At 43.2% G+C, this 20,482-nt stretch carries 19 protein-coding genes; 7 read left to right on the forward strand and 12 right to left on the reverse strand.

The window, feature by feature from the left end:
- Positions 1 to 260: 260 nt before the first annotated feature.
- A complete protein-coding gene (locus AACT52_RS26855; protein WP_073627500.1) occupies positions 261 to 1,229 on the reverse strand; it encodes an ROK family protein in 969 nt (322 codons plus the stop codon).
- 80 nt (positions 1,230 to 1,309) lie between these two features.
- Positions 1,310 to 2,053, reverse strand: coding sequence for a Mut7-C RNAse domain-containing protein (locus AACT52_RS26860; protein WP_073627502.1), 744 nt, complete (start codon positions 2,051 to 2,053; stop codon positions 1,310 to 1,312).
- An 837-nt stretch (positions 2,054 to 2,890) separates the two neighbouring features.
- Between AACT52_RS26860 and AACT52_RS26865 the strand changes: the two genes are divergently transcribed.
- Positions 2,891 to 3,358, forward strand: coding sequence for a hypothetical protein (locus tag AACT52_RS26865; protein ID WP_073627506.1), 468 nt, complete (start codon positions 2,891 to 2,893; stop codon positions 3,356 to 3,358).
- A 66-nt stretch (positions 3,359 to 3,424) separates the two neighbouring features.
- Positions 3,425 to 4,411 carry a sucrase ferredoxin gene (locus tag AACT52_RS26870; protein ID WP_073627508.1) on the forward strand — a complete coding sequence of 329 codons (987 nt, stop codon included), beginning with the start codon at positions 3,425 to 3,427 and terminating at the stop codon, positions 4,409 to 4,411.
- 269 nt (positions 4,412 to 4,680) lie between these two features.
- Here the strand turns inward: AACT52_RS26870 and AACT52_RS26875 are convergent, their stop codons facing one another.
- Both AACT52_RS26875 and AACT52_RS26880 read right to left on the reverse strand, forming a co-directional pair.
- Positions 4,681 to 4,908 carry a hypothetical protein gene (locus AACT52_RS26875; protein ID WP_143172712.1) on the reverse strand — a complete coding sequence of 76 codons (228 nt, stop codon included), beginning with the start codon at positions 4,906 to 4,908 and terminating at the stop codon, positions 4,681 to 4,683.
- 406 nt (positions 4,909 to 5,314) lie between these two features.
- Positions 5,315 to 7,195 (reverse strand): ABC transporter ATP-binding protein, encoded by a 1,881-nt coding sequence (locus tag AACT52_RS26880; protein ID WP_073627510.1) that lies wholly within the window; start codon positions 7,193 to 7,195, stop codon positions 5,315 to 5,317.
- A gap of 79 nt (positions 7,196 to 7,274) precedes the next feature.
- Here AACT52_RS26880 and AACT52_RS26885 point away from each other — a divergent pair, with 79 nt between their 5' ends.
- From AACT52_RS26885 to AACT52_RS41525, 3 genes are all read left to right on the forward strand, one after another.
- Positions 7,275 to 7,829: a GNAT family N-acetyltransferase gene (locus tag AACT52_RS26885; protein WP_073627512.1), complete on the forward strand. Its 555-nt coding sequence runs from the start codon at positions 7,275 to 7,277 to the stop codon at positions 7,827 to 7,829.
- A 71-nt stretch (positions 7,830 to 7,900) separates the two neighbouring features.
- Positions 7,901 to 8,209: a GNAT family N-acetyltransferase gene (locus AACT52_RS26890; protein WP_233153790.1), complete on the forward strand. Its 309-nt coding sequence runs from the start codon at positions 7,901 to 7,903 to the stop codon at positions 8,207 to 8,209.
- A 6-nt stretch (positions 8,210 to 8,215) separates the two neighbouring features.
- Positions 8,216 to 8,341 carry a hypothetical protein gene (locus tag AACT52_RS41525; protein WP_272937061.1) on the forward strand — a complete coding sequence of 42 codons (126 nt, stop codon included), beginning with the start codon at positions 8,216 to 8,218 and terminating at the stop codon, positions 8,339 to 8,341.
- Positions 8,342 to 8,349: 8 nt separating this feature from the next.
- Here the strand turns inward: AACT52_RS41525 and AACT52_RS26895 are convergent, their stop codons facing one another.
- The 3 genes from AACT52_RS26895 to AACT52_RS26905 all read right to left on the reverse strand — a co-directional run bounded on the left by AACT52_RS26895 (position 8,350) and on the right by AACT52_RS26905 (position 13,650).
- Positions 8,350 to 10,599 carry a hybrid sensor histidine kinase/response regulator gene (locus AACT52_RS26895; protein WP_073627514.1) on the reverse strand — a complete coding sequence of 750 codons (2,250 nt, stop codon included), beginning with the start codon at positions 10,597 to 10,599 and terminating at the stop codon, positions 8,350 to 8,352.
- A gap of 82 nt (positions 10,600 to 10,681) precedes the next feature.
- Complete coding sequence (locus AACT52_RS26900) at positions 10,682 to 11,107, reverse strand: response regulator (protein WP_073627764.1); 426 nt, start codon at positions 11,105 to 11,107, stop codon at positions 10,682 to 10,684.
- A 14-nt stretch (positions 11,108 to 11,121) separates the two neighbouring features.
- Positions 11,122 to 13,650 carry a GAF domain-containing protein gene (locus tag AACT52_RS26905; RefSeq protein ID WP_073627516.1) on the reverse strand — a complete coding sequence of 843 codons (2,529 nt, stop codon included), beginning with the start codon at positions 13,648 to 13,650 and terminating at the stop codon, positions 11,122 to 11,124.
- 226 nt (positions 13,651 to 13,876) lie between these two features.
- On the opposite strand from AACT52_RS26905, the gene AACT52_RS26910 reads away from it, so the two are divergent.
- On the forward strand, positions 13,877 to 14,155 hold the full coding sequence (locus tag AACT52_RS26910; protein ID WP_073627518.1) for a GNAT family N-acetyltransferase: 279 nt from the start codon (positions 13,877 to 13,879) through the stop codon (positions 14,153 to 14,155).
- Between the two features lie 38 nt (positions 14,156 to 14,193).
- Here AACT52_RS26910 and AACT52_RS26915 read toward each other — a convergent pair whose 3' ends face one another.
- Both AACT52_RS26915 and hisG read right to left on the reverse strand, forming a co-directional pair.
- Positions 14,194 to 14,898, reverse strand: coding sequence for a class I SAM-dependent methyltransferase (locus AACT52_RS26915; RefSeq protein ID WP_073627520.1), 705 nt, complete (start codon positions 14,896 to 14,898; stop codon positions 14,194 to 14,196).
- Positions 14,899 to 15,004: 106 nt separating this feature from the next.
- Positions 15,005 to 15,649 carry an ATP phosphoribosyltransferase gene (hisG, locus tag AACT52_RS26920; protein ID WP_073627522.1) on the reverse strand — a complete coding sequence of 215 codons (645 nt, stop codon included), beginning with the start codon at positions 15,647 to 15,649 and terminating at the stop codon, positions 15,005 to 15,007.
- 61 nt (positions 15,650 to 15,710) lie between these two features.
- Here hisG and rppA point away from each other — a divergent pair, with 61 nt between their 5' ends.
- The gene (gene rppA, locus AACT52_RS26925; RefSeq protein ID WP_073627524.1) at positions 15,711 to 16,397 is read left to right on the forward strand and encodes a two-component system response regulator RppA; all 687 of its coding nucleotides are present in this window, start codon (positions 15,711 to 15,713) and stop codon (positions 16,395 to 16,397) included.
- Between the two features lie 169 nt (positions 16,398 to 16,566).
- Here rppA and AACT52_RS26930 read toward each other — a convergent pair whose 3' ends face one another.
- The 3 genes from AACT52_RS26930 to AACT52_RS26940 form a co-directional block, all read right to left on the reverse strand.
- Entirely contained in the window at positions 16,567 to 17,613 is a 1,047-nt protein-coding gene (locus AACT52_RS26930) for a 1-acyl-sn-glycerol-3-phosphate acyltransferase (protein ID WP_073627526.1), read from the reverse strand.
- A gap of 276 nt (positions 17,614 to 17,889) precedes the next feature.
- Entirely contained in the window at positions 17,890 to 19,074 is a 1,185-nt protein-coding gene (locus AACT52_RS26935) for an aspartate aminotransferase (RefSeq protein ID WP_073627528.1), read from the reverse strand.
- Positions 19,075 to 19,174: 100 nt separating this feature from the next.
- A complete protein-coding gene (locus tag AACT52_RS26940) occupies positions 19,175 to 20,350 on the reverse strand; it encodes an iron-containing alcohol dehydrogenase family protein (protein WP_073627530.1) in 1,176 nt (391 codons plus the stop codon).
- Positions 20,351 to 20,482: the final 132 nt, after the last annotated feature.

Consider the following 20,482-nt stretch of genomic DNA (forward strand, 5'->3'; position numbering starts at 1 on the left):
CCAGAGCTTAAATGCATATTACTGTGTATTTGTACAGTGCCTAAGTCCTACATTAAACTTCTTGCAAAAGTCAAGAAGAATGAAAATCAAACCACAGATGAACAACGGACACTTGCTTCAACGGGGGGAACCCCCAAGGGCGCAGTGTCCTCCAGATGCACACGGATGATTTATCTGTGTTCATCTGTGTGCATCTGTGGTTCTAAATATCCATTAATCATACTTTTGTAAGAGGTCTATTGAATCCTGGCTCTAAACCTTCAGCATAAAATATCCTCAGCCAACGCTACCGCCCCCCACAACGGGGCATCATCCCCCAGCGCTGCTGAAACAATCTCAAAATTCACCTCAGGTAACGCCGTCTCCCGCGCCACCCTTCGCAACACCTCCCAAAAATCCTCACCCGCCTTCATCACACCACCACCCAACACAAACCGCTGCGGGTTGATTAAATTCGCCACATTACCAATACCCACACCCAGCGCCCAACTAGCCCTGTACAAAATTTCCTGAGCCAAATTATCCCCACCCGCCGCAGCTTCACTCACCACTTGTCCCGTAATCAACTCCAAATTATCTCCCACCAACTCTCTGAGAATGTCTCCTCCTTGGCGTCCTTGGCGTCTTGGCGGTTCGTTTCTCAAAACCTCCCTCACATCCTGCGCCATATAAGGTCCCGAAGCCAACCTCTCCACACACCCCCGCTTTCCACACAAACACACAGGTCCATTCGGGTCTACAACCATGTGTCCAATTTCGCCAGCCATCCCTTCACTACCTCGCCAAGGCTGACCATTGAGTATCCAACCGCCCCCCACGCCAGTGCTAACGGTAATGTAAAACAAGCTATCGTAACCCTGACCTGCACCAAAGCGATGTTCGCCCAAAGCAGCAACATTAGCATCGTTATCTACACCAGCAGGAACGCCAAACTCTTCCTCTAGCAAGTCGCGCAGGGGAACATTTTCCCATCCAAGGACATGATGGGACAGCCTGACCTTCCCTGTTGTTGCGTCCACTGGTCCGCCAAAGCTAACACCAATAGCGTCTGGTTTCGCTCCCTTTAGTAAAGAATTGATAACAGAACGCATAATTTCCAAATCAGTGTCAGCATTTGCATTTGGAGGTGAAAGGCGACGTTCGTATCCCAGCCATTGCTTGGAACCCGCATTTATCGTCGCTGCTGCCAGCTTTGTTCCGCCAAAATCAAGCGCTAATATCAATGTCACAGTCTATGAGTAATAGAGATTAGGGAATTGGTAGTTGTTGGTTATGAGTGGTTAGTTGTTTTCCCACTACCCAATACCCATTACTTATTACCCACTACCAAGTCAACAAACTGTTGCAATCTTTCATAATGCGACCCTTTCCAGTAAATTTGGTTGCAGTTTTGACAGCGATGAAATTCATTATTGTACAATTTGACACTTTCTGGCAATTGGTCAACAATTGATTCTTTTGCTACAGGTTCTAATAATCCATTGCAGCGTAAACACCGTTGAAAGGGTGATACTAATTTATACAGGTCGAAGCGTTGCATGAGCTCAACAATTTGTTTCTGCGGGTCAGTATTTCTTACATAGTAGCCATAGCTCACAATACTTCGCATTAATAAAGCGCGATCGCGAGTTAACAGAATTCGGTTTTGGGTACTGGAGATGTGAGCTAATTCTTCATCTTCATAGTCATTGCGGTATAACGTATCAAACCCTAACAGCCGTAAAGATGTTGCTAGCTTGCCTAAATGAATATCTAAAACGAAGCGGATAATACTTAGGGGTTCAGGTCTAATAGAGATGGTGGATGTAACTATATCTGTAGCAGAAATTGGATAGACATCGATATTATCTCCATCCTGGACAATGTAGGAAAAATCTACAGATTTTCCGTTCACTTCAATACAAGAAACTTCTGGATGAGGGACACCAAAAGATTCAATCATGTCTTTAATTGAGGCTTTTTCAGTAAAAAAATGGGCTATTCTTACCTGCTTTTTATGCGAAGCTAAGAAATCATTCAACTCTGCATAAAAGCGGAAACAAGCAGAAGCCATAGCAACAACTCGCGGGATTTATTTTATTTACTATATTAACTTGAATCGAGTCAGATAAGAGTTATGACAAAGCAAGAAATTACGACTCATAATTCAGCTTATAAAATCTGCAAGATTCGGTGGAGCAAGGTTGCAACCCTAGAATTTATTCATAAATACAACAAGTTTTTTTTTGTGAATTACCCAAATTTATTCTGAGAATTATTCTACATTGTGAGTTCTGAATTCTAAGTTTTTCTCCAAGCATGAAAGAAGGTAACTTCCTTAAACTATTTGCACAAATTTTCTACTATCCGAGAATAATTATCGTATCCGGAAGGCAAAACCTCCTTCCAGCAGGCATTGTCAGCTATGTGATGCGAGTGAAAGAATGCATTAGCTCGCATCTCCCAGTTTGGAACGGTAGTGATGATTATAAAAATTGGCAAATACTTGCTTTTGTTATTGACTTCCGTTAGAGTCATAGCAGACGCCCTACTCCAGCCCTGATAGCATTTTCAGGAGCTTAGAAAAGGTGAAAAAATGCTTAAGATAGTCTAAGTCAGAATATATCGTAGGAATGAGCAAAATCTGCCGAAAAGCAGTGCCGTACCAGTGATATTCATATTATTCTTGAGGAGATTGCCATGTTACCGCTAAGTAAAAATACCTCTTATAAGTTGAAGATTGATGTTGAAAAAAAATGATATTAGCAATAAATAGTTGCTAATATTTAGTATTAAGTATACAAAAAAGGGTGCAACATATTAAATTATGTACTCTCACTTGATGCTAGAAATTCGTAATAATTAGTTTCCCTTTTATTTTTTTGATTTGCAATTGAGAAAAATTATCAATATGTATCAACTGATAAATTTGAGAAAACCATTTAGACTGCAACAACTTATAAAAAAAAATTGTACACAAGAAGCAGTTTTTCTATCTAGTGAAGGGCAAAATAAAATTGCTAGCTCTTTTTCTGGGAAAGATATTTCATCTACTTTAAACTTCCATCAACTCAAGTATTTGAATTTGTACTTTGCTTTAAATGAAAAATTACTAAATCAAAGCACAAATACTAACTTCTTGCAGCAGTGGGAAGTGGATAAAAAGAGGAGTATAAAGATACTCTATTGTTGGGTATCTAAAATTATCATTGCAGACAAGAAAGCACTCATCAAAAGAGCTGTCAGCTTTTTGAACGTAGGAGTTTGTACGAAAAGCCTTGTAAGCAATGGGCTACCCTGTTTTGACTGGAAGATAAATATCTTTCATCTGTTGTTATGCTTGACAGCCGAAGGTGTTGTTCGGGAAATTGGTAGCTAATAACACCATCTCTGTTTGTAATATCCTTTGTTCGTAAAACACATTAATTAAGTACAGTAGAGTGAGATGAATACTTTCTTTTGTTCCGACTATTCGCGACAAGCAGGAGAAGATATTATTGGTAGTGCCACTAATGAGCAGACTTATATATTAGTGGAATGTCCTCCACCTTGGACATCGGAAGGTTTTAACTCTAGGTGGGTTCCTGAAAATTTGCAGATTTTGATCAAGGAGGTGAAACGAAATAAGTTGCCTATCAAGTTTCTCTTGATTGCCAACAATGTATCGCATAAAGCAGATAGCACAACCTTGTTGATTTATCAAAGAAAAGAGGGTTTGAGCAATGGGTATCGTAAGCAAGAATTTCAGTTGGCAAATATTGAGCTAGTAGCACCGGTTGTTAGAAAATGGTTACGGGGCGGATTTTCTGATTATGATGCTCAAACAAGTGTAACGAGAGATATTCTTATATGTACTCACGGTAGCCATGATAGGTGTTGTGCTAGGTATGGCAATCCGTTTTACTTTAACGCTACATCTATCGTTTCTAGTTTGGAATTAGACAATGTTCGTATTTGGAAATCTAGCCATTTTGGTGGACATCGGTTTGCTCCAACAGCTATAGATTTCCCAGATGGAAGATATTATGGAGCTTTAGATCAAGAATCATTTCAGTCGATTTTGACTCGTACTGGTGACATCACATTATTGAAGAAAGTGTATAGAGGTTGGGGAATTCTGCCAAACTCACTTCAAGTTTTAGAAAGAGAACTCATTCTTCGCTACGGATGGGATTGGTTTAACTACAAAGTCTCAGGCGAAATCATTCAGCAAAACTTAGACAAAAATATGATTCTCGCTGAGTTAAATGTTGAAAAACCAGATGGTCTATACTGTTATCAAGCCAAGCTGGTGAAAGACGAAACTCAAAGTGTAAAACTTCGGGCTTCTTGTAATGCTACGCAAGAATCAGTCTGTCCTAAGTATGCTGTAGATAGCTTCTGCCTTGCTTCTAATAAGCTGGCAACTTATAGTAAATGTGGGAGTATGTAGATAAAAAGAGGTAAGGGCGGGTAAGATACCATACGTGTCAACAATCACGTTCAACCCTTGATTCCACGTTGATTTCACCCCACCCCTTAATCCCCTCCCCGCAAGCGGGGAGGGGAAGTTTTGGCGCAAGACAAAACCGGGGTGGGGTTCTGTGCAAAATTGTGGGCGACATAATAACAGTGACCTCTCCTACACTAAATCAAAGATTATAGTGTAGGCTTCTCAATCTCGCGATTAAGCCTTCCTGGTTATTTCCGCGTGCAGGTATTTCACCACTTACCTAGAACAGCCAGACTACGTCTCGCTTCGCTATCATGACTTATTCCCCGGCAGACCGATTGCCCAGGCAGTTTCCCTTCCGCACAGCCCATGCGTACATGGCTACCAAGTTTTCGCTCTTGAAGCCTTAGACCTACATACTGTGAAGTTTTTACCCAGCCACAGAAGCTACGACCTATAGCAAATTCTGGCTGGAACGCCCTAACTTCAGTTGTCAAGGTACAGACTAGTTTATGCCGTTTGCGCTGTTCGCCACGCTACCAAGGCGTGTCCGTTTGAGTCAAGGCAACCGTTAGTTATCCGGTATATGAATGCTATCATTTCTGCCAAGAATCATCAAGAAACATTCGGGTTATATTTGTTAATTTTAGGGATATTGAATCGGAGTAAAATTAACCTGGAGGAGTCCATGTATCCCACACCAAATTAAATTATGGTGTGGGTCTTATAGCTCCCCCAGACCCCCTCAAAAAGATAAAATGCTGTAATGCTGAGCTTTCATTGCTTAAGTTGACACCAATGGCTGGACAGCCCACCCCACAAGTATTATGAAGGACTATCGCCAATTCTGATCAGGAGGTAGGGCAGTTAAATGAAAATTTAAAATCTAACATCCAAAATTCTTCAACTTCCTAACATCTGCAAATTATGCAAAGTGGCGTACATTCCTCCTGTTTGCAGCAACTCTTCATGACTTCCCTGTTCTATTAACTCTCCGCGCTTGAGTACAAAAATCCGATCCACATTGCGAATTGTAGACAGGCGGTGAGCAATAATGATGGCGGTACGTCCCACTAAAAGTTTGTTTAAAGCTTCCTGAATTAAAGCTTCTGTCCCAACATCCAGACTAGCAGTTGCCTCATCCAGAATCAAAATTTCTGGGTTGCGAATTGCAGCACGCGCAAATGCTAAAAGTTGCTTTTGACCGCTAGAAAGATTTGTACCCCGTTCTCTGAGTTGGGTATCATAACCTTGGGGCAGTTGTTCAATAAACTGAGTGATGTTAGTTTTCGCTGCTGCTTGTTGGATTTCCTCAAAACTGTAGCTGTCCCCTAACGTAATGTTGCTTTTGACATCACCAGCAAACAAAAAACCTTCTTGCAAAATCACAGCCATGTAACGCCGCAGTTCTGCTTGGGGTATTTCCCGGATATCTATCCCATCCACCAAAATACGTCCTTGATTTGGTTCGTAAAGGCGACACAAAAGACGGATGATGGAACTTTTACCTGCACCTGTAGGACCTACTAATGCGATTTTCTCACCAGGATGAATGGTGAAGTCCAAATCCTTGATCACATAATCATCGTCTTTGTAAGCAAACCAGACGTGTTCAAAGCGGATTTCTCCAAGTTCAGCTTGTGAATTTTCCGTTGGAAGTTCGGGATTATGAGTTATTCCGTCTATATAACCCAACCGAGAATCCAAAATTGAGAATCTGGGATTAGCGCGATCGCGTATTTCTATCGGTTCATCCAAAATTTCACTCACGCGTTCTATAGCAGTGAAACCAGATTGAATCACAGTGAATTTTTCCGCAAACTGCCGTAAAGGGTCGAATAAGCGCTGGGCATAGAATATAAATGCAGATAATATCCCAAAAGTCAAGCTTTTTCCCAGTAGTAAATCACCGCCCACCCACAAAACACCTGCAACGGCAATTAAGGCAATCCATTCCAAGGTTGACGAAACCGCTGAATCATAAAAGATAGTATTATCTACCTCGTGGACGTAACGTTGATTGTTCCTGCGAAACAACTCTGCATTGAATTTTTCCCGCCGGAACAATTGCACGACATTTATGCCAATAATATTTTCTTGTAGCTGAGAATTGAGTAGAGAAAGTTCTTCCCTGACCTTATAATTGGCTTTGCGATATTCTTTTTGCAAGTATATTATAATACAGGCAACTGGCAAGAAAACTATCAGTAGCAAAAAAGCAAGTTGCCACTGCATAGAAAACATAAAACCAAGAATCACCAGCATGGAAAACATATCTGAGACAATGCCGATCGCCCCGGTGGAAAAGACATCTCCCAAGACTTCCACATCACTGGTGAGTCTGGTGATTAATTTACCTACGGCTGTTTTGTCAAAAAAGCGCACCGCCAAAGATGTGACATGATGAAACAAGTCTTGGCGAATTTCCGCAGTGATTTGCTGACCTAGCTTTTGTACCAAATAACCCTGAAAACCTGTAAATAGCAGTCGTACACTGAGCGTGATCAGCAACAACCCTTCAATGATATTTAGCCCCTGTAACAACGGGCGATTCTTGAGAAACTCATAGGTGTTTGGTTCTTTGCGAATCAGGGAAATAATTTGTCCAATCAGCTGCGGTTCCACAGCGTTAGCGACTGCTATTGGCACCAGCAGCAAAATGCTAACGAAGAGCGATCGCCCATGACGACGGGCATAAGGTACGAGACGCAAAAATAACCGCCAGTCATTTTCACCCCGACGGGAACCTGTGTGAATTTTTTTTTGGGGTTTGGAAGTGCTCATAATAAGAGCATTATATTAATTTTTACAACACAAAAAGCACATCTCCCTAATGTAGTGTTTCCATTCCTACCTTGACACCATGCCAGAGATTGAAACCGCACGGCTGCAGCTGAGACCTTATATGTTAGAGGATTTGGAGGAACTCAGTGTGATTTTGGGTAATCCAGAAGTGATGAAATACTCACCTAGAGGACCAATTCCAAAAGAAAAGGTAAAACAAGCTACTCAGGAAATTTTAGAGTTTTTTATCCAACATTGGAATCAGCATGGCTTTGGGGTTTGGGCTGTTGTTCACAAGCCAACTAGTAAATTACTAGGTCATTGCGGATTAAATTTTTTACCAAGCAGCCCAGAAGTTGAAGTCCTCTATCGCTTGGATCAAGGTTACTGGAATCAAGGCATTGCTACGGAAGCGACAAAAGCAAGCCTGAGATATGGTTTTGAGGAAGTCAAGCTAGATAAAATTGTTGCCATCACCGCACCAGAACATTTGGCTTCGCGGCGTGTGATGGAGAAAGCAGGGTTGAAGTATGAAAAAGATGCCCACTTCTACAACTTAAATGTGGTGTACTATGCCCTTGCACGAAAAGCCTGGCAACCCGATAATTCCCCTTACATTTTAGAAAATGCCTGAAATTGAAACCGCACGGCTACGGTTAAGACGATTTTGATGACTTGTTTCGCCTCTACAGCGATCCAGAAGTCATGAGATATCTATCGCCAAGAACAAAAGAACAAACGCAAACAAGCTTGTTCAAACATATCAAACAGTGGCAAGAACAGAACTTTGGAATGTGGGCAGTCATTCACAAAGACACCGGCAAAATGATTGGTCGTTGCGGGCTTGGTTTCTTGGAAAATACCCCGGAGGTTGAACTTGGCTATGTGTTTGACAAATCGTACTGGAACATGGGAATTGCGACAGAAGCATCGGGTGCCACTTTGAAGTATGGGTTTTTGGAACTCAAGCTCGATAAAATTGTCGCTATTGCCATACCACAAAACATTGCTTGAGTGCGTGTGATTCAAAAAGTCGGAATGAAGTATCAAAAGAATGCTCGCTACTACGGTCATGATGTCGTGTATTACGTCATTTCGCGTTCCCAATGGCAACCAGATGATACTTCATATATTGTACAAACCTAAGCTGTAGGTTAGTTTTCACTCAGAACCACCTGTAAAGTGTGCAATAATTCCTTGAGCGTGTAAGGCTTCGACAAAAATGTTTTGACACCACTGTCCATCACTGCTGCCAGCTTAGTGCTAGACATCAGCCCACTAGAAGCAATAATTTTGACTTGTGGGTTGATTTTTTGCAAAGTACGCATCGCAGTTAAACCATCTAAGGCAGGTAGCATCATATCAATCAACACAGCACTAATTTCGTGCTTATGTTGGGCGTATAAGGCGATCGCCTCAATGCCATCATTAGCAGTGAGAATTTTGTAATTGTATGTTTCTAAAGAAGCTTTGGTAATTTCTTGAATCGAGGGTTCATCATCCACAACCAGAATCAATTCTCCTTGTCCCGCCAGAATCTCCATTTCCTGTGCTGGCTGTGTTTCCATTTCCTGCACTGCTGGTAAGTAAATCTTAAAACTCGTGCCAGATCCCACCTCACTATACACGTTCACAAAGCCACCGTGACTTTTGACAATGCCAATAACAGTGGAAAGACCTAACCCCGTACCTTTACCTTGTTCTTTAGTTGTGAAAAATGGCTCGAAAATTCTGTCTAAAACTTCACGAGGAATGCCAACTCCAGTATCCGAAACAGTCGTCACAGTATAGGGTCCGGTTTTGGCTTCTAAGTGCATCCCCGCATAGTTTTCATCAATAAACAGATTTTCGGCACGGATACTTAAAGTCCCGCCATTGGGCATAGCATCGCGGGCGTTGACACAAAGGTTCATCAGCACCTGATGAAGTTGTGTACCATCTCCAGAAACTATCCACAAATCTGGCACTATGTCAATAGAGACTTCAACGGATTTAGGAAACGTCTCTTTGAGAATCTTCACCACTTCGCGGATCAGGTGCTTGAGTTGTAAAGCCATGCGCTTCCCTTCCACGCCTCGCGCAAATGACAAAACCTGCTTAACTAAGTCTGCTCCACGTTTGGCGCTGTTTTCTAGTATTTCCAGCAGGTGCTTATCTTGGTCGTAGACGTCAGGGAATTTCAGGGGTAACAATTGAGCCACTGCTAAAATCGGCGTCAGGATGTTGTTCAGGTCGTGGGCGATACCACTAGCTAAGGTGCCAATACTTTCCAAGCGTTGGGCGCGGAACAATTGCGATTCCAAGAGTTTTTTCTGGGTAATATCTGTGTCAACGCAGAGAATAGATATCGGTTTTCCTTGTTCATCACAGACTAATGTCCAACGGCTTTCTACCAGAATTTCCTTACGAAGTTTAGTAACTTTAGTTACTTCGCCCTGCCACTGACCTTTGCTGATAACGGTTGAAAGAGCTGCTTCCACTTCTGGTGGTATTTCCTTGTACAAAACCTTGTTGGCATTTTTGCCAAATACCTCTTGAGCTTGCCAACCGTACAAATTTTCTGCACTTTTGTTCCAGAATAAGATGCGATTCTCTAAATCTCGCACAATAATCGCATCAGTAGTAACATCAAGTAAAGCCGCTTGTTGGCGGATTTTCTCTTCAGCAAGTTTGCGCTCACTAATATCGATGCTAGCGCAGGTGATGCCTACGACTTCTTGCGACTCATTCTGCAATGGCTCTACAGTTAAATCGTAATACCGCGTCCCTTGATCGGTTGTAATAGAAACTTCCTCTCGAGTTCCTATACCCGTGGCAAGTACACCACGTTTAATAGCTGTCAGACGCTCTGCATCTTGAGCACAAATAAAATCGCAGTCTCGCTTGCCTAATATCTCTTGTGCCGTCAACCCAAAACTTGGATTATATACCCAGGTGTAGCATAACTCCTTATCTTGATTAAAGACAAAGATAGGAGAGTTCTTGAGAGCAACCCGAAATCGCTCCTCACTCTGTCGCAGAGCTTCCTCCGTTCGCTGACGCTCAATAGCATAACGCATTGAGCGTACCAGTAAGTCACCATTCACCTGTCCCTTGACCAAATAATCTTGAGCGCCTTCTTGCATTGCCCTAGTCGCCAAGGTATCATCATCAAAACCTGTCAACACGATAATGGGAATAGCAGGAGCCTGATGATGGATTTTGATAAACGTTTCTAGTCCCTCGCTATCCGGAAGTAAAAGGTCTAGCAGAATGACATCAAACCTTTCTTGCTCCAAAAAGTGCAGCGCCTCTTCTAATTCCTGCGCCTGCTTCAGGTGAAGCTTGACAGAGGTGACATCCCATAAAAATTCCTGCAACAGACGAACATCACCCGGATTATCTTCTACTAATAAAATTTTCATTATTTTTAGTCATTAGTCATTTGTCATTAGTCATTAGTCATTAGTTTCTTCCCCTGCTCCTTCATCCCCCTCATCCCCCTTATCACTCCGGTGGTAGCTTGACAACAGTGAACCAAAAACTTTCTATGGAATGTACAATTTTGACAAACTGGTCGAAGTCAACAGGTTTAGTGATATAGCAGTTGGCACAGAGGTTGTAGGCTCTGAGGATATCTTCTTCAGCCCCAGATGTCGTTAAAACAACTACAGGAATGCGCTTGAGGATTTTATCTGCTTTGATTTCTGCCAGCACCTCTCGCCCGTCTTTTCTAGGCAGATTGAAGTCAAGCAGGATAATATCGGGGGTAGGCATATTAGCATAATTTGCCTGTTTATGCAAGAATGCCATAGCCTCTACGCCATCAACCGCTACATTCAGGTTCACGGAGATTTTGCTATCTTCTAGGGCTATGCGGGTTAACTCCACATCGCCAGGGTTGTCTTCTACTAGCAAAACCTCAATAGGCATAATCACTTCAAAGTTCACAATTGGTTTGCCGCTCGATCAGGAATTGTAAAGAAGAAAGTTGCACCATGTTGCGGTTGCGACTCAATCCAGATATTTCCACCGTGGCGTTCCACAATTTTCTTACATATTGCCAAGCCGATGCCTGTGCCGGGGTACTTATCTCTGGTATGCAAGCGCTGAAAAATTATAAAAATGCGATCGCCATACTGAGGTTCGATGCCAATACCATTATCGCGCACTGCAAATCGCCATTCTTGCTCTGTGCGTTCAACCCCAATATGGATTTGGGGCGGTTGTTCGCTCTTGAATTTGATAGCATTGGCAATCAAGTTCTGAAACAACTGCGACAGTTGCGTAGCATCCGCCATCACTTCCGGCAAAGTATCGCGGGTGACGACTGCGCCACTTTCTTCAATAGCAAATTTGAGATTGGCGAGAGCGTTGTTGAGGACAGCATTACAATCAACTGGCTTAAAGGGCTGAGCACGCGTGCTGACACGCGAATAGCTCAACAAGTCATTGATGAGTGTCTGCATCCGGCGTGCTCCGTCTACAGCGTAGTCGATAAACTCATTCGCCCGATCATCAAGCTTGTCTTTGTATCGTCGCTCCAAAAGCTGCAAGTAACTCCCCACCATTCGCAACGGTTCTTGCAAGTCATGAGAAGCAACGTAGGCAAATTGTTCCAATTCCGCATTGGAACGAGCCAGTTCCTGACTTTGGCGAGTTTGTTGTTCCAAAAGTTGCGCTTGCGATAAGGCGATGCCTATTTGGTTTGCCAACTGTTGCAACAACTCAATTTCTGGAGTATTCCAATTTCGGGGATGTTCACATTGATGAGCAATCAGCAAACCCCACAAGTTGTCCCTTTGCAGAATTGGTACTACCAAGTTAGCTTTTACACCAAACTGTGCAAGAAATTCTTTATGACAAAGTTGAATGTTTGCTGTTTCCAGATTGGCGATCGCACTGACTCTTCCCTGACGATAAGGTTCTTGATAGTCTCTTTCAAAGCAAGGATCAACAAGATTTTTTCCTAAGACTACAGGAAAACCTGGCAGCACTGCCTCTTGCACCACAGTTCCCGAACCATCTCCCCAGCGCCTAAAGATCAGAACTCGGTCAGCATGCAGCAGTTTTTGGACTTCGGTGACTGCGGTTTGGAGAATTGTCTCAAGTTGTAAAGATTGACGAATTTTGAGGGTGATTTCGGAAAACACTTGAGAACGTTTGTTTTGACGCTTTGATTCCTCTTCTGCTTGCTTACGATCAGTGATGTCAAGCATGACACCAATCATGCGAGTTGGGCTACCATCAGCATCGTAAATTCCAGTACCTCGTGCTAGTATCCAGTGAACGCTGCCATCGAGCCAGATATTGCGGTACTCTGTTTCATAATCTTTCCGTTGCTCTAAAGCTTGTTTCACAGCCTCCTGCACGTAGGCGCGGTCTTCAGGATGGATGTGTTCATACAGCGCAGTATAGGAAAACTCTGCTTGGGGGGGTAGACCAAAGTTTGCCTTGCACTCGTTGGAGGAATATAACTCGCCCGTTTTCAAATCTAGTTCCCAGGAACCGAGTTTAGCAGCGTGCAATGCCAGCTTCAATCGTTGTTCGCTCTCGCGCAAAGATGCTTCAGTTCGCCTGCGTTCGGTGATGTCGCGCGTCACTGCTAGCAAGGCAATAATGTGTTTATCAGAATCACGCAGGGGGACGGCGTGGGTTTCCAACCAGCGACGAGTGCCTCTCAGTCCAACAATTTCAAACTCCAGTATTCCTGATTCGCCCTTGAAAACGCTTGCGGTAAGTGCCTTAAAAGCTTGACGATGCTCAGGAGCGACTATGGGATAAAGGGATTCTCCCCGCACTTGATTGAGGGAATCAGCTTCAATCATCGCCAGTCCAGCCGGGTTCATCTCCAGTAGTGTGCCGTTTTTGGTAAGCAATTTTACACACTCTGGTTCTGATTCAATGACTGTGCGGAGAAGATTTTCGCTATGCGCCAGTTTTTCCTCCGTACGCTTGAGTTCCTCGGTAACACGCGACGCCTCAGCTAAATTACGCCTGAGTTCCAGTTCGCTAATCACCTGGCGGGCTAGCGCCACAAGCGCTTCCACTTGTTTGTCGCTCAGTTGGCGTGGCACTTGGTCAATCGCGCAAAGAGTCCCCACCATATCTCCGTTTGGGGTAATGAGGGGTACACCTGCATAAAACCGCACATATGGATAAGACACAACTACTGAATTCTTTGCGAACCGTTCATCAGCCCAAGTATCAGAAATAACCACTACATCCTGTCGTTCCTGACAAAGGTAAGACAATCCGACGCTACGGGGCATTTCTGAAACATCCAAACCTATTTTTGCCTTAAACCACTGGCGGTTTTCATCAATAAAATTGACCAAGACTATGGGAGTACCACAAATGTAGGCAGCTAACTGGGCAATATTGTTGTATGCTTCTTCGGGTTCAGTATCAAGAATTCGGTACTGCCGGAGGGCTTCAAGCCTCGCCGCTTCGTCATGAGTCATTAGCGCTAACATAAATATTTATTAAAGCTTTTTAAAGTTACTTAATACTTTGCTCTTTTTCTTAGTAAAAAAGGTGGCTTATGATGAGTCTATGTTGATACTTCTTATATTTTATACTACTTTTGGTAGATGCCATCTACAACAATGCCAAAGAAGTTTGAATTTTGCAACAATGCTTAGTAGAAATCTAGAAAGCTTTGACCGGAATTGATGGGATTCAAGTCTTGAATACGAACTAGTGTATGCTCTTGCTCGCGGCTACTGGGGAAAAGGAATTGCCACAGAAGCCGCGAAAGTTAGTTTAAGGTATGGCTTCGAGGAACTAAAGGCAGAGCAGATTATGGCGTTAGCTGGGCCAACAAATTTTGCTTCTGTGCGAGTCATGCTTAAGGTGGGGATGAAATATGAAAAAAACGCCTTCCTCTACAACAGAAAAGTCGTTTACTACGCCATCTCACGGCAAGAGTGGCAGGCGGAAGATTCTGTGTACATTTTGCGACAAATGCCAACAGACTAGAAGCCTGAAGCTATACAAACTTAGACAGGAAAACAATTTCAATTTTTAGTTGCTACCCAACCGCCAACCCAAAACCCTGTATAAAATCTGATGATATTTCCAAAGCCTGCTTGCTGTAATAATTCTAACTCTCTCGCCTCTGGAATGGGGTAAACACCTTTGTTGAATGTTTCTAGCAATTGAGCCATCCTTTCTGGCTTCATGCCCATTTCTTCCCAAAAGACTTTCAAAATGAAAATCATCTGCTCTAATTCACGAGTGCCTTTTTCACCAAACACATCTACCAAGATAAAAGCAGCTGATGGTTTCAAACGCTGAGCAATACTTTCAAGTAATGCCAGTTTGCTGCCATCATCTGGGAGAAAATGCATAACTAAAATGCAAGTTGCTGCATGATACAGGGGAGTCACAGGCAAATCGTGCGTATATCCTTGAAATAGCTTAACTCGTTCAGCTAAGCCGTGCTGCTGTATTTTCTCTTGGGCAATGGATAGCATATTAGCAGATGGGTCTACACCTAAAATTTGCCACTGGGAATTGTCCTGACCAAACTTGACTAACTCCATCCCAGTACCAGCACCCACAATCAACAAATTACATGTTTCGCTTAAGTGCGCTTTCAAACAAGACAAAGCCATTGTATGCATTGCCTCATAACCTGGTAAAGCCATCTGAGCCATGTTGTCGTACTCGTTAGTACCAACTGGCGGGTTGGCGTCAAAATCTATAGTTTTTTCTGACATTGATTTGTAGTATTTTTGCTGAGATTGTCAGATTTTCTTGCGTTCGTAGAGAAGAATTTTTGTGGTCATCCTGTGCATTCCAATTGGACATAATTATTACGTAGATTTAAACTGTAGACAGAACTGTTGAGCGCAGCTGCTCGACGCATCCAAGTAAATTGCCCGTGTTTAAGCGATAACTCAAAGGATGAGCAATCAATCTTGCCGTACTTTCAAACAAAGTTTCAATCTCAAGCAAACCATTCTCGCGTAAGGTTCGCCCTGTGGAAACCAAATCCACGATCGCCTCTGACATCCCCGTAATTGGACCTAGTTCCACAGAACCATACAGCGGTACAATTTCCACAGGTAAATCTAGACTGTGGAAATATTCTCGCGCACTATTGACATACTTGGAAGCCACTCGACCATGAGCTGGTAATTCTAGCGCCGAACGGTAAGGGCTTGATTGCTTTACCGCCACCGACATTCGACAATGTCCAAACTGCAAATCAACCAATTGGGCGACTTGCGGCTTTTTCTCCCGCAACACATCGTAACCGACAATACCTAGCTGTGCCTGACCATATTCTACATAAACAGGGACATCCTGCGCTCGCACTAGCAGCCCTTTGGCTTTGCCACTAGAGTCGGAAATCTGAAGTTGGCGATTACTTGAGTCCAAAAAAGCACTAAAATCCAATCCCACATCTTGCAGGATGCGGATGCTATTTTTAAGAAGTTCCCCTTTCGGCAATGCAACAGTTAGCATAAGTAGCAGTCAGCGAGCAGCAAAATAATAATATCTGATAGCTAAGTACACATGGCTAACCATGCAAATTTTGCTTGTTGATGATGAAGTTGAATTAACAGATCCTTTGAGTCGCTTGTTAACTCGTGAGGGATACAGCGTTGATGCGGCTTATGATGGGACAAGTGGTAGCCAACTTGCACAAGGCGGCAGTTATGACTTACTGATTTTAGATTGGATGCTGCCAGGCAAAACCGGGTTGGAGATTTGTCAGGAATTACGACGCCAAGGCAAAACCACACCCGTCTTGTTTCTTACCGCTAAAGATACTCTCGATGATCGAGTACAAGGTTTGGATGCAGGTGCGGACGACTATTTGGTGAAACCTTTTGAGTTGCGGGAGTTACTCGCACGAGTTCGGGCTTTATTGCGTCGTTCCGGTTCACCAACCTACGGTACAACAACTCAAAGGCTTACGGTAGCGGACTTAGAACTCGATAGCGAAAACCAAGTCGCTTATCGTCAAGGCAGGATCATCGACTTATCAGAAAAAGAAAGTCAGCTTTTGCAATATTTTATGGAAAACACGGGACAATTGCTCACTCACGCGCAGATTCTCCAATATCTGTGGAAAGATGACGAACCACCTAGCAGCAATGTTATTGCTGCATTAATTCGGCTGCTACGACGCAAGATTGAACAAGCTGGTGAAACACAATTAATTCATACAGTCTACGGCAAAGGATACCGCTTTGGCACTTCTGCATAAATACTTGCTCACAATTCTCGCTTTACCCCACCCCGGTTTGTAAGAGCGCCAAAACCTCCCCTCCCCTTAGCAAGGGGAGGGGTAAGGGGTGGGGTAAATCAACGTGGAATAAAAGCTTGAACGTGATTTTTGACACTCAGGAGCAAAGCTTTGTATCCCTACAACGAACTCAAAACTTTTCACTTGTAACTTTAATACTTAACAACTGATTCATTTGACATTGCAGCTTTTCTCGTAATTGTTGTGCTTTTTTATAAGTCTCTGCTCTTTCTGTCTTATGTTCCTTTAACTCGGCTGTATGCAAAGGTTGAACAAAGTAACGCAGGCGACTTCTCATCGCCCAAACTCCCATTGATGGAAAGAGAATAAATAATGGTATTAAAGGTGATATAGGCAAAAATGGTAAATTGAATAGCCTTTGCAACTTTCTAATATTTAATGTCCAAGGATGTAAATTTTCATTACCGATGCAAATAACAGGCAAGATAGGAACTTGATAACGTAAGCTTAATTGAATAAAACTCGAATTAAAAGTTTCTAGTTGATAGCGTTTTGTCCAACCTTTCTTTGGTCCGCGTAAACCTTCTGGTGCATACAAGAGAATTTTGCGCTCTTGCATCGCCGCCTCAAAATCATCTAACTCTGCTCTCACACCACCCATAACCTTTGACCATCCGGGTGGTAACCACCAAATGACCCAAGGATGGTCAAACAAAGAGACACCAGTTAACGGTTGCACCAACCATCCTCGTGTTTTACTTAATAGATAACCTAGTGTTAAAAAGTCCCAGGGAAAACACATTCCTGCATGATTCATTGCCACAATCATTGGTCCTGTTTGTGGCAAATTTTCAATTTGCTGCAACTCTCCCCGGAAATAATATTTAATAATTGGAGCAATAACTTCATCTCGAAAGGCTTTTTGATAATTTGGGTCAAATTCACCTACCTCACTACGAGGTGAACGACAGCCAAGCCGTAACCAGCGGATGAAAAGTGCTAAGTAAAATCCGCCGGGAATCAAAAATAACCCGTATTCCAACCAATTCCAACCATCTGGATCTTGATGATAATGCTGCCAGTGGCGGTTGAATATAATCAGCCAACCAGGAGGATACCACAGACAAAACCAATCAAACCAGCCAAATTTGTAACTCTCAAGTGATGTTTTTTTCAATTGAGGGTTGAAAAGGTTATCAGAGTGTTGATTAATCACAATAGCTGAGATGTTTCCAAAACAATTGGCTTAATCGGTAATTTTAGCTTTAGAAACCTCTAGTTGCCATCTTACTCTGGACTAAAATGCTGTATATAACAAGGACATCTTGCAGGGCTACGCTATTGAATGACTTAAGATTCTGAGACTTTCGTTTCAGTAAAGCTGTACACATTTTGTACTTTTATAAAACCACTAATGGACACAAAAACACACAGATAAAAAACATCTACCTGTGTATTCTCCGGGAAGCCGCCCAAAGAGCGTATACATTTGTTATTGAAAGCGGATATTAGCTTGTTTGAAACGGTGCAAAGCTTCACCTAGGCGATCGCACTCCGCAATCAAGCTGATTCGCACATACCCTTCACCCGCAACGCCAAAAGCATTACCTGGCGTGACAACAACACCAGTTTGCTGCAACACCTTAAGAGCAAAATCTGTGGAACTGACGCCAACCGGACAAGGAACCCACAGATACATTGTCGCTTTGGTTTTACTCAAATTCCAACCCAACTGTGATAAACCTTCAACCAGAAAATCGCGGCGGGTACGGTAGCGTTCTTGTACCTCATGTAAATAATTATCCGGCAGTTGCAATGCGGTTTCTGCTGCCGTTTGCAATGCCGCAAAAATGCCATAATCCAAGTTTGTTTTCAGCGTCCGCAAACCTTGTATAATATGACGATTCCCTACCACAAAACCGACGCGCCAACCTGCCATATTATAGGTTTTGGAGAGGGTATGAAACTCAACGCCAATGTCTTTCGCACCCGGAATTTCTAACAAACTCGTCGGTTGATAGCCATCAAAAGCTAACTCCGCATAACACAAGTCATGCACGAGTAAAATCTCATACTTACGGGCAAAGGCAACAATTTCTTCAAAAAATTCGCGGGGTGCAGTGGCAGCTGTCGGATTACTGGGATAATTAAAATAGAGAATCTTTGCGCTTTGGGCAACATCATCAGGAATTGCTGCCAAATCAATAAGCCAGTCATTCTCTGGTTTGAGAATTAAGCTATGAACTTTGCCCCCAGCAATCACTGGACCACGAAAATGGGCAGGGTATGCCGGAGAGGGGACTAGAATTAAGTCACCAGGATTAATGTAAGCTATGGCAAGATGCGCCAATCCTTCTTTAGAACCAAGAAGGGGCAATGCTTCGCTATCTGGATCTAAATCGACTCCGTAACGACGACGATACCAGTTCGTGATGGCGCGGCGGAAACTCGCTGTCCCCTCAAAAGGAGGATAGCCATGATTTGCCGGATTTTGCAAAGCTTTGATCGCCGCTTCTATCACTGGTTGCGGTGTTGCGCCATCCGGGTTTCCCATGCCCAAATCAATCAAATCCAACCCTTGCTCTCGTGCTTTCGCCTTGAGTTCATCGAGACGAGCAAATACGTAAGGTGGTAATTTCTGTATACGTTCAGCTGGGGCAATCCAATCTAATGTCATCGAAAGAATTATGAATTATGAATTATAAAAGGTGAGAAACGCAGAATTATGAATTATCCAGCCAACTCATCGTTTCTCTGTGTCGGTTGTCGTTTAACAATCACTCAGCCTCATTCACAACAGACGTCAAACCCATATTCGTGCGTCCTTCTACTGGCGCAGTGGTGGAAACCATCGCCGCCATCAATTGTTCTACTGCAACTTTGAATGGGAGTCGGTGGATGTCAGAATGAGGAGATAAAGCAATTTCAGCAGCTTTTTGCAATTCGTTTAAGGTGATGTTCCCTAATCCTAAATCGCCCAATTTTTGGGGTAATCCTATCTCTGCATAAAACTTTAATAATTGTTGCCGTGCTGCTGCTGCAAGTTGATTGCCCTGTACCATTTCTTCTAAACGCAGTTGCACTAAGATCCCATAAGCGACTTTTTCGCCATGAATGCTGCCACTTTTAGAAATGTGAGTTAAACCATTGTGTACGGCATGAGCCGCTACGGTACGGCATTGTGCGCCTCCTAGTCCCCCAATGACTCCAGCAAGGAGAACCGTTGCATCCACAACTTGTTGCCAAGCTTCGCTACCTGGTTCTTTAACAGCAGTGGCAGATTTTTGGAAGAGGATATCTCGCAAAACTCTGGCTTGTTGCACTGCGGCAATGATTAAGGTTTGTTCCGAGTGTCCGCTGCTAACTGAGGCTTCATACCATTTGGCGATCGCATCCCCAATTCCTGCCACAAGCGTACGTTGCGGGGCAGTTTTTATCAAGTCGTAATCGAGTATCAATAAATCAGGACAGTTTGCCAATGCGACATCGTAGAGAAATGCCCCTTCATCAGAATACACATTCGACAGGGCAGTCCAAGCCGCACACGTCGCCGCTGAGGTGGGAATTGTGACGACTGGTAACTCCAACTGATGAGCGATTAATTTCGCCGTATCCAGTGCTTTACCACCACCAATACCGATAATCACATCGGCTTTATGTTCTTTCGCTGCCTTGTGTAAAGCTTTCAAGCTGGCTTCACTACAATCAGGAGTATAAAAGGCTTGGGCAATATGCAACCGTTGGTGTTTTAGAAGTGGTTGTAAACTTTCCTGGGTGACAGCAAGAGTACGTTCACCTGCTACAATCAGGGGACGACTTCCCAAGCGAGCGATCGCATCAGTTGCCTGTGTTAATATTTGTGAGCCACGAATGACCTTTGCTGGAGCTACCGAAAGAGCCAGCAACGGACTAGAAGTTTGAGTAGACAAAGTTTCAGTCGATTGATTGGGCATATAACTAATTAACAAATTAACAGTAGCACTTCCAGATATTTTGGAGAACTTTCCCCGATTAGGGAAGAGGTAACGGGTAATTAGTCCACAGTCCAATAAATTTTGACTATTCTCTTTACCCTAGTGAGCGTT

It is taken from the genome of Scytonema sp. HK-05, assembly GCF_963872035.1.
Taxonomy (GTDB): Bacteria; Cyanobacteriota; Cyanobacteriia; order Cyanobacteriales; family Nostocaceae; genus Kalymmatonema.